This window comes from Mycolicibacillus trivialis, assembly GCF_002102395.1.
Taxonomy (GTDB): Bacteria; Actinomycetota; Actinomycetes; order Mycobacteriales; family Mycobacteriaceae; genus Mycobacterium; species Mycobacterium triviale.
Genome location: NZ_LQPZ01000053.1, coordinates 1 through 7,827, shown reverse-complemented (window position 1 = coordinate 7,827; position 7,827 = coordinate 1). Strand labels below are relative to the sequence as shown.

The window sequence follows — 7,827 nt, the reverse complement described above, 5'->3', positions numbered from 1 at the left end:
GGATCCAGGGCAGCGCGGATTTGGTCCTGTGCCGCCTGGGGAGCCATCGCTGTCGCCATACCACCGACGCTAGAAACACCCCCCGACACCACCAGCCCCCACAACCCGACCACCCCACCACCTTGTGGACCAACCCCCAACTGTGGATAAAAACAGGGCCGAAACCCGCTCGTCGAGGGCGCACCGGCCCGCTGAACGGCCGCCCGTCAGCCGTCTGACGGTGGCTCAGTCGACCGACGGTGGCTCAGCCGACCGACACCTATTTCTGCAGGGTGAACTGGTTGATGTCGGTGTAGCCGTTGCGGAACATGTCCGCGCAACCGACCAGGTACTTGTCGAACCGGTCGTAGGCGACCTGCCCCTGCACGGCCAGGGCACGCTCCTTGTTGGCGTGCAGCGCCTCAGCCCACAACTCCAGGGTGCGCACGTAGTGCTGTTGTAGTGACTGCCGTCGGGTCAGGGCGAACCCGGCCCGATCCGCGTGGTCCTCAACCATCTTGATGGTCGGCAGCCGCCCACCCGGGAAGATCTCGTCGACGATGAACTTTGCGAATTTCACCCGGGAGAACAGCAACGGGGGATGTTCGAGGTTGCGGTCGCCGAAGTCGTGGATGCAGATGGTGTGCAGCAGCATCCGGCCGTCGGCGGGCAGGGCGTTGTAAGCCATCTCGAAGAACGGCTCGTAGCGCTCGAAGCCGAAGTGCTCGAACGCACCGATCGACACGATCCGGTCGACCTTGCCGTCGAACTCCTCCCAGCCCTGCAACCGCACCTCGACGTTGCGCTCGGTCGGGATCTTGGCCAGCCGGGCCTGCGCCGCCTTCTGCTGGTTTTTGCTGATCGTCAGGCCGATCACGTTGATGTCGTAGGTCTCCAGCGCGCGCTGCAGACCCCCGCCCCAGCCGCAGCCGATGTCGAGCAGGGTCATGCCCGGCTCCAGGCCCAGTTTGTCCAGTGCCAGGTCGAACTTGGCGTTCTGCGCCTCACTGGTGGTCATGTCCTCGCGCTCGAAGTACCCGCAGGTGTACCCCATGGTCGGGCCGAGGAACAGCTCGTAGAACTCGTCGGAGATGTCATAGATCGACTGCAGTTCGTCGTACTTCGGCTCTAACTTCCCCATCAGGCGCTCCTCCCGCTCCTTCCGTTGAGCCGACGGCCACCGGGAGGTCGCCGGTTTGATGTTCGGTCAGTACCTCCCGAACACCGTGGCGACGTTGTGGCCGCCGAATCCGAACGAGTTGTTCACCGCGTAGCGGTAATCGCCGCGGCGAGGTTGACCGGCGACCACGTCGAGGTCGATCTCCGGATCGAGGTTGACCAGGTTCAGCGTCGGCGGGACCACCCCGTCACGCAACGCCATGACGGTCAGAATCGCCTCGACCGCGCCGACCGCCCCCACCGAATGCCCGAGCGCCGATTTCGGGGCATAGACCGCAGGTCGATGGCTGCCCATCGCGTTGTTGATGGCCTTGCCCTCGGCGACGTCGCCGATCTGAGTTCCGGTGGCGTGCGCATTGACATGATCGATATCGGTCGGTTGCAGGCCCGCGAGTTGGATCGCGCGGGTCATCGCATAGCCGGCCCGCTCGCCAGTGGGGTCAGGAGCCACCATGTGGTAGCCGTCGGAGGTGATCGACGCACCCATCAGCCGGGCGATCGGGATGGCTCCGCGTGCCTTCGCGTGATCTTCGCGCTCCAGGACCAGGATCGCGCCGCCCTCACCGAAGACGAAGCCCGTGCGGTCCTTGTCGAACGGGCGACACGCCCCCGGCGGGTCATCGTTGTTGGTGGACAACACGATGCGCATCTGGGCGAAGAGCGCGATCGGTACTGCTTCGATCTGGGTTTCCACCCCTCCGCAGATCGCGACGTCGGCTTCACCGAGGACGATCTGCTGCCAGGCGTGCGCGATGGCCTCCGAACCGGACGCGCACGCCGAGGCCGGCGCGCAGACTCCCGCTTTGGCGTGCCGGTCCAGCCCGACGGCCGCGGCGGCCGCGCTGGGAACGTACTTGGCCACGCTCATGGCCGGAACCGCCTGGGCGCCGCGTTCGCGCAGGACGTCATAACTCCAGACCAGTTCCTCCGCCGATCCCAGTCCGGTACCGATCGACACCGCGAGGCGCCGGGTGTCGACGTCGGGCGACCCCGCGTCGGCCCAAGCCCGCCGGCTCAGCACCGTGGACATCCGCTGCAGGTAGGTCAACCGTTCCACCTCGGCGGCGCTCAACTCGTCATCGAAGCTCTCCAGCAGGTGCCCGCCGATCCACACGGGAAGTTTGTATTGGTCGACAAACGGGTCCTTCAGCGCGCGGATTCCGCTTTGTCCGGCGAGCAACGCCTGCCAGGTGTCTTCGACATTGGTCGCGACCGCCGTGGTCAGTGCGACACCTGTGACGACGACGTTCGGTAGGCCGTTTCCGGTAGCCAATGCTGTCAACAACGCCCCCTTCAGTCCCGGCAGTCGCTCACCCGCGGGCCGCAGCTACGCCGTCGCGCCACGAACCGTGGCGTCTGCACCTTGAGGTGTCCTTGAGTCGGCTGGCAACTCATTGCAACGTCTCGCCGCCACGGTGATGTTCCTCCTGCGCATCGACGCAACCGGGTGCGTTTGTAACCATTTCCGGCCCAGTTAACCTGCGGCAACTGCGGTCAGCGAGACCGCGGTGCCCCGGTGGTGCCGGGATTCCGATTATCTCAGTCCTGGGCGGGTGCGGCGACGATTGCGGCGAAAAGGCTGGACGCTGTGAGGGTAGGTCCGTTGAGGACCAGGCGACTCGCGCCGCTACGACGGCTGCTGCAAGCACTGTCGGCGGTCAGCACAATCGGCAGCGCGCAACCGGAAAATCCGGCGTCGGCCGTATAGCGGAGAACCCGGCCGCTGCTCCCGCGCGTTGAGCGACGAGTGGGGCACCCCCGAGGCGACAGGAACGACCCGCGGTATCTCGAAGTCAGAACCGTCCGCTCACGACGAGTTAGCGAGTCTCCGTGTTCATGCGTGAGAGTGAAGCTCATCCCCACGCGGTTGTGGCGCTACTCCACTCGAGGCCGCCAACTACAGATGTTCCGATGCGGCGATTTTGTCGCTAGACGGAGGGCGAGACGGCGTTGTGCCAGGCCAACGGGTTGAGATTGCGGTAGGGGTCATCCGCCCGGATCGTGAGCAGGTCGGCAAGGTCTGCTTCGAGCGCTTCCTGGGCCTTCTGCCGCACCGATTCCACCCACGTCGCCTCCGACGTCTTCGCTGGTTTCGCGGTTTCGATAGGCGCACCGAAACGGAGGTACATTCGTTCCGGGCGTGGAATCAGGGTTGGACCGATGCCCCGCACCAGAGGTGCGGCCATGTCGGAGCGGCCCGACAGTCGCTGGGACACCGCTCCGCTGATCCGTTCCCAGGTCCCGCCACGGCTGGTCAGACTCTGGTAGACGTCGTCACCGCCGACAAGGGCGGCGGGTACGATCGGGTAGGCGAATTCCACTGCCAGACGGGCGAAGCCAGCACGTCCCTGCCAGCGCAAGGTGTACTCCTCGCCCTTGAACTTCGGGATCTCGCGGCCCCCACCGGGAAACACCAGGATGGGTTCGTCGTGTCGCATCAGTTCCCGGACCGGCTCGGGCGAGCCGACGAGGGCGCCGGCCGCGGCCAGCAGATCAGCGGCTGGACCCGGCATACGCCCGAACTGGCGGTCGGTCAGGGGTCGGACCCGTTTGCCGATTGCCCGCCGGACGTGGAAGGGAATCAGCAAGGCTTCAGAACCGAACTGAGTATGGTTTCCCACCACCAGGAAACGGCCGTCGCGCGGTAGGGCCTGCAATCCTTCGACGTAGGGACGGTACGCCTCAACCGCCGGGGTTACGGCGTCGGCGACCGCCTCTAATGCCCGGCGCATGATCCTTACCCGAGGCGGTTGGTTCATGAGCACATCAATGCCATCGGCGTTCGTCACCGCGGGACTCCCCCCCTGCGATGGGCAGACGCTGGACCGTGGCGGCGTACCACGCTGAGGAAGCCGTCGTGCCGTGCCGTGCGTACATGCCTCTCGCGTCATCGTCGTATGACTCTTATCGCTATCCACAATAGCGAACGAACTAGTTTGTATGGGTATGATTCTGCTGTGAGGAGAAGCACTACTGCGCTGCGAACCCAGATTCTGGACGAGGCCCGCGCAGAGTTCGCCCGCCATGGCTTCGCCGGAGCGCGGATCGATCGGATCGCTCGTGCCGCGCGCGCCAGCAAGGAACGCCTCTACGCACACTTCGGCGACAAAGAATCGCTGTTTCGAGAAGTGGTGGCCATCGACGTCGCTGATTTTTATTGTTCGGTCACTCTCCGGGCTGATGCAATACCCGAATTCGCCGGGGCCGTCTACGATTTGGCTCGCACCAGGCCCGAGCATCTCCGGATGATCAGCTGGGCGAAGCTGGAGGGATTCGTCCTCGATGAGCCTCGGGCTGACGGTGAACCGATCTTCAGGACGGCTGTCGCAACCATCGAGGGTGCGCAAGCCGCCGGGCAGCTCGACCCCGCGTGGGAACCCGACGATCTGCTCGTTCTGCTCTTCGCTCTCGGCTTCGCGTGGGCTCACGCACCCGGGCCGGAAGCGGCGAGCACCGATGCCCCTCTGATTGCACGGCAACGCAGTGCCGCTGTGGAAGCGGCACGCCGCATCGTTTCCACCCCCCCGTGACCGGCGTCGCTACCAAGTCTCGGGCTGCTGTGTCATACCGCAGCCCTGAGGGTTTCGTCGAATAGATCGAGCACCGCCCGCCAGGCCCACGCCCATTGCGTCGCGTGATAACCGTCGCCGGCTACGGTGGCGCGAGCGTGGGTCGTGGTGCCGGCAGGAGAGCCGCTCGGGCCCGTCGGTGCGGACCAGAACGCGTGCTCCGCACCGCCGTAAACATGGACACGCCAGTCGATTCCTGCCTCCTGAAGTGAGCGGCTGAAGGCCAAAACCTGTTCGGGCGGGCACGCGGGTTCTTCGTATGCGGTGCACAGCAAAACCGGCCCGGTGACGTTGGACCAGTCCTTCGATTCGGCCGTCGGCAACCCCGGGTGGATCGCTGCCAGGGCCTGAAATGGCGTTCCGGTGCTCACCAGTTCCAGCACAATGCTGCCGCCGGCCAGCAAGACGGCGGGGCATGGCCCACGGCCTGCATCCGGGCAGAATCGGCCATCAACGGCAGGATGCGGGCGAGCATCGCGTCGGGGTCCCCGAAGAAGCGCGACCGCCATGGTCGTCCAGCGCGAGACACTGGGTAACCCTGCGCAGCGAGATCATCGGCGCGTCTGCGCTGATAGTCCTCGAAACCGACCCCGTCGTGTCGCAACAACACCGCCGGCCAAGGCCTCCGCCATCCGGAGTTGCCACGTGCCGCTGTTTTTGGGGCGATTTATTTCTGCCTCGATCCCACTCACGAGCGAACCGAATGGCACGAAAGCCGTCGCCCCCGGACCGTCGACGCATTGATCACCAACGCACCCCTATGGCGCGCGGGCAAAGAGTCTGTCCCCCCTCAACCGCTGTCCATCGGCGAATACCAGGTCATCGTCGTCGAACCCACCGACACGGTGCAGTTCATCCTCGACCAGCTGCTCCCAGGCGAGCCGGCCGCACTCTTCCCCACCCAGGTCGATGACACAGTGCGCCCAGTGGACATCTGCCTCGACGGCGAATCTTCTTCGGATCCGGTGTGGAAGGGGTGGGTCGTCCCCGGCGAAATCGATCCCAACACCACCTACGCCGACTGGGCGCAAAAGCTCCGACGTCGACGAGACGACCCCACCATCGATCTGACCGTGGTCGGCACTTCGAAAGCCGAGATCGCCACCGACACCCAGCCACCCTTGTTCAGCGCACCCACTACCCTCGCTGGAATCCAGCATGAAATCCTCGCTGCGGAAGCATTTTAGCCCGCCCGAGGCTAGAATTTACACTTCCAGCCCTAGCTTCGACCCGAGGATATCGTGTGCTAAGTCGCTTGCAGATCCAACGCTTCAAATCCATCGAGGACTTGGTTATCGAACCCGGCGAAGTCACAGTACTCGTGGGACCAAACAACTCCGGCAAGAGCAGCGCTCTGCAAGCACTACAATTTGCCGTGTCAGTCTGCCAAAGTCTCGAATCTAACAGCAGTCGAGGCACCCCTCGAAAAGATGGTGCCTACAGCGGCACTCTGGGCTACGATCAACTTCTCTACACACCTTTAAAGGATGTTTTAAAGTTAGGTCGTCATGGCGAGCTAACCCAGAACGCAGATACCGCTATTTCCATCTGCTTGGAGGTCGATGGCGCCGCCGCCGACGTCACAGTACGAAGAGGGAGGAACAAGAACATAGCGGTGAGCGTTTCAACTGCACCAGAGTTATGGCAGGCCTTAAGCTCAACCAAGGACCTTTTCAGCATCATCGCGCCCGGGCTAGCAGGAATACCGGCGCATGAAGAGTATAAGAATCCCGGGGTTATTCGGCGCGCCGCAGCTCGTGGTGATGCCAATAATATTTTGCGCAATGTCTTGCTTTTCCTCAGGCGCAACGACTCCGCTTGGCAAACATTTGTTGACCGAATGAGATCGGTCTTTCCACACCTCGAAATCGCGGTGGACTTCAATGCTAACAATGACGAGTTTATCGCAGCCGACGCGACTTTCATTAGCAGTCAACTTCCCCTAGATTCCATCGGCACCGGGACTTTGCAAGCAGTTCAGATATTTGCGTACATCGGAGCATTTAACCCCCGCGTTCTGATTCTCGATGAACCTGATTCGCATCTGCACCCCAACAACCAGCGACTGCTGGCGCGCGAACTAAGTAACATCTCGAAAGCAACCAACCTTCAGATCCTTCTTGCTACGCATTCACGCCACATACTCGACGAGTTTCAAATGCTGGACGCAGATTTATTCTTCGTATCAGAATCCGCGACCGTTGCAACAGATTTTGACATGACGCGAACCCTTATCGACTTAGGCGCGCTCGATCAAGTCGACCGACTCAGAAACGGCGCAGTGAAGATGCTCGTACTCAGCGAAGATTCCAATACTGCTGCAATTCAGGCGATGATCCATGCTTCAAACTGGAACCGCGACGAATACTTGATCTATTCATATCATGGTTGCAGCAAGCTTGACTCAGCAAAATTACTCGCTGAGTTTGTCTCCGGTTGCGCACCGAACACTTCGCTCGTGATCCATCGAGACCGCGACAGTCTTAGCGAAGAGGACGCCAAAACATGGTCAGCAGAGGTCAGAGCTGTAGGCGCATACCCTTTCATTACCCCAGGAGTCGATACCGAGAGCACGTTCCTGAATGCAGACCACATATCAGCGATATCTTCGCTTTCTGTCGAGGACTCAAACACGCTACTCGACCAGGCCGTACTCGATGTTCGTGAAGAATCTGTTTCGAAATTATCGAACGAGCGCACACAACGCGCAGCGCAACAGAAACGGCAAGGAGAATATGTTTCCACTTCCGCTTACGCTCATGTCAGGCAGGCCGAATCAGATTTCGATGCTGATCCTCGTCGCTACTGCCTGGGTAAAAAAGCCTTAAAGAGATTCAAACAAATCTACCATCAGCAGACGGGCGAAAACATCAATCCCATCGCTCCTTCTCCAGCGTTGGCAACTGACCTATTCGTCCAACTTCGACAAGCGTCGTAACTGACCGCGCACTGAAATTCCGACTGACGCTCATCGAAATTTCCCACCCAGTGTTGGATCCGCCGGGAATGGCGGACTCCCTCGATGAATCCCCCCGGCGTGTCCGGAGACTTTCTAGGTTGAGACTCCGGCGGCTGCCGGGGTCTGGTGGTGAGCGTAGTG

Annotated in this window: 7 protein-coding genes; 3 read left to right on the top strand and 4 right to left on the bottom strand. The window is 62.0% G+C overall.

Translation table 11 applies throughout. The annotated features are described in order from the left end of the window. Positions 1–259 precede the first annotated feature (259 nt). From AWC30_RS17015 to AWC30_RS17005, 3 genes are all read right to left on the bottom strand, one after another. The gene (locus AWC30_RS17015; RefSeq protein ID WP_085111428.1) at positions 260–1,120 is read right to left on the bottom strand and encodes a cyclopropane mycolic acid synthase family methyltransferase; all 861 of its coding nucleotides are present in this window, start codon (positions 1,118–1,120) and stop codon (positions 260–262) included. 66 nt (positions 1,121–1,186) lie between these two features. Next, on the bottom strand, positions 1,187–2,440 hold the full coding sequence (locus tag AWC30_RS17010; RefSeq protein WP_085111429.1) for a KasA/KasB family beta-ketoacyl-ACP synthase: 1,254 nt from the start codon (positions 2,438–2,440) through the stop codon (positions 1,187–1,189). 646 nt (positions 2,441–3,086) lie between these two features. Further along, entirely contained in the window at positions 3,087–3,917 is an 831-nt protein-coding gene (locus AWC30_RS17005; RefSeq protein WP_085111427.1) for a lysophospholipid acyltransferase family protein, read from the bottom strand. Positions 3,918–4,115: 198 nt separating this feature from the next. On the opposite strand from AWC30_RS17005, the gene AWC30_RS17000 reads away from it, so the two are divergent. Beyond that, entirely contained in the window at positions 4,116–4,688 is a 573-nt protein-coding gene (locus AWC30_RS17000; RefSeq protein ID WP_234808141.1) for a TetR/AcrR family transcriptional regulator, read from the top strand. Positions 4,689–4,720: 32 nt separating this feature from the next. On the opposite strand, the gene AWC30_RS18145 is transcribed toward AWC30_RS17000, so the two are convergent. Further along, complete coding sequence (locus tag AWC30_RS18145; protein WP_234808140.1) at positions 4,721–5,110, bottom strand: dienelactone hydrolase family protein; 390 nt, start codon at positions 5,108–5,110, stop codon at positions 4,721–4,723. Positions 5,111–5,467: 357 nt separating this feature from the next. Here AWC30_RS18145 and AWC30_RS16990 point away from each other — a divergent pair, with 357 nt between their 5' ends. Both AWC30_RS16990 and AWC30_RS16985 read left to right on the top strand, forming a co-directional pair. Then, positions 5,468–5,914, top strand: a complete 447-nt coding sequence (locus AWC30_RS16990) for a hypothetical protein (RefSeq protein ID WP_085111425.1) — start codon at positions 5,468–5,470, stop codon at positions 5,912–5,914. Positions 5,915–5,982: 68 nt separating this feature from the next. Continuing rightward, the gene (locus AWC30_RS16985; protein WP_133053717.1) at positions 5,983–7,665 is read left to right on the top strand and encodes an AAA family ATPase; all 1,683 of its coding nucleotides are present in this window, start codon (positions 5,983–5,985) and stop codon (positions 7,663–7,665) included. Positions 7,666–7,827: the final 162 nt, after the last annotated feature.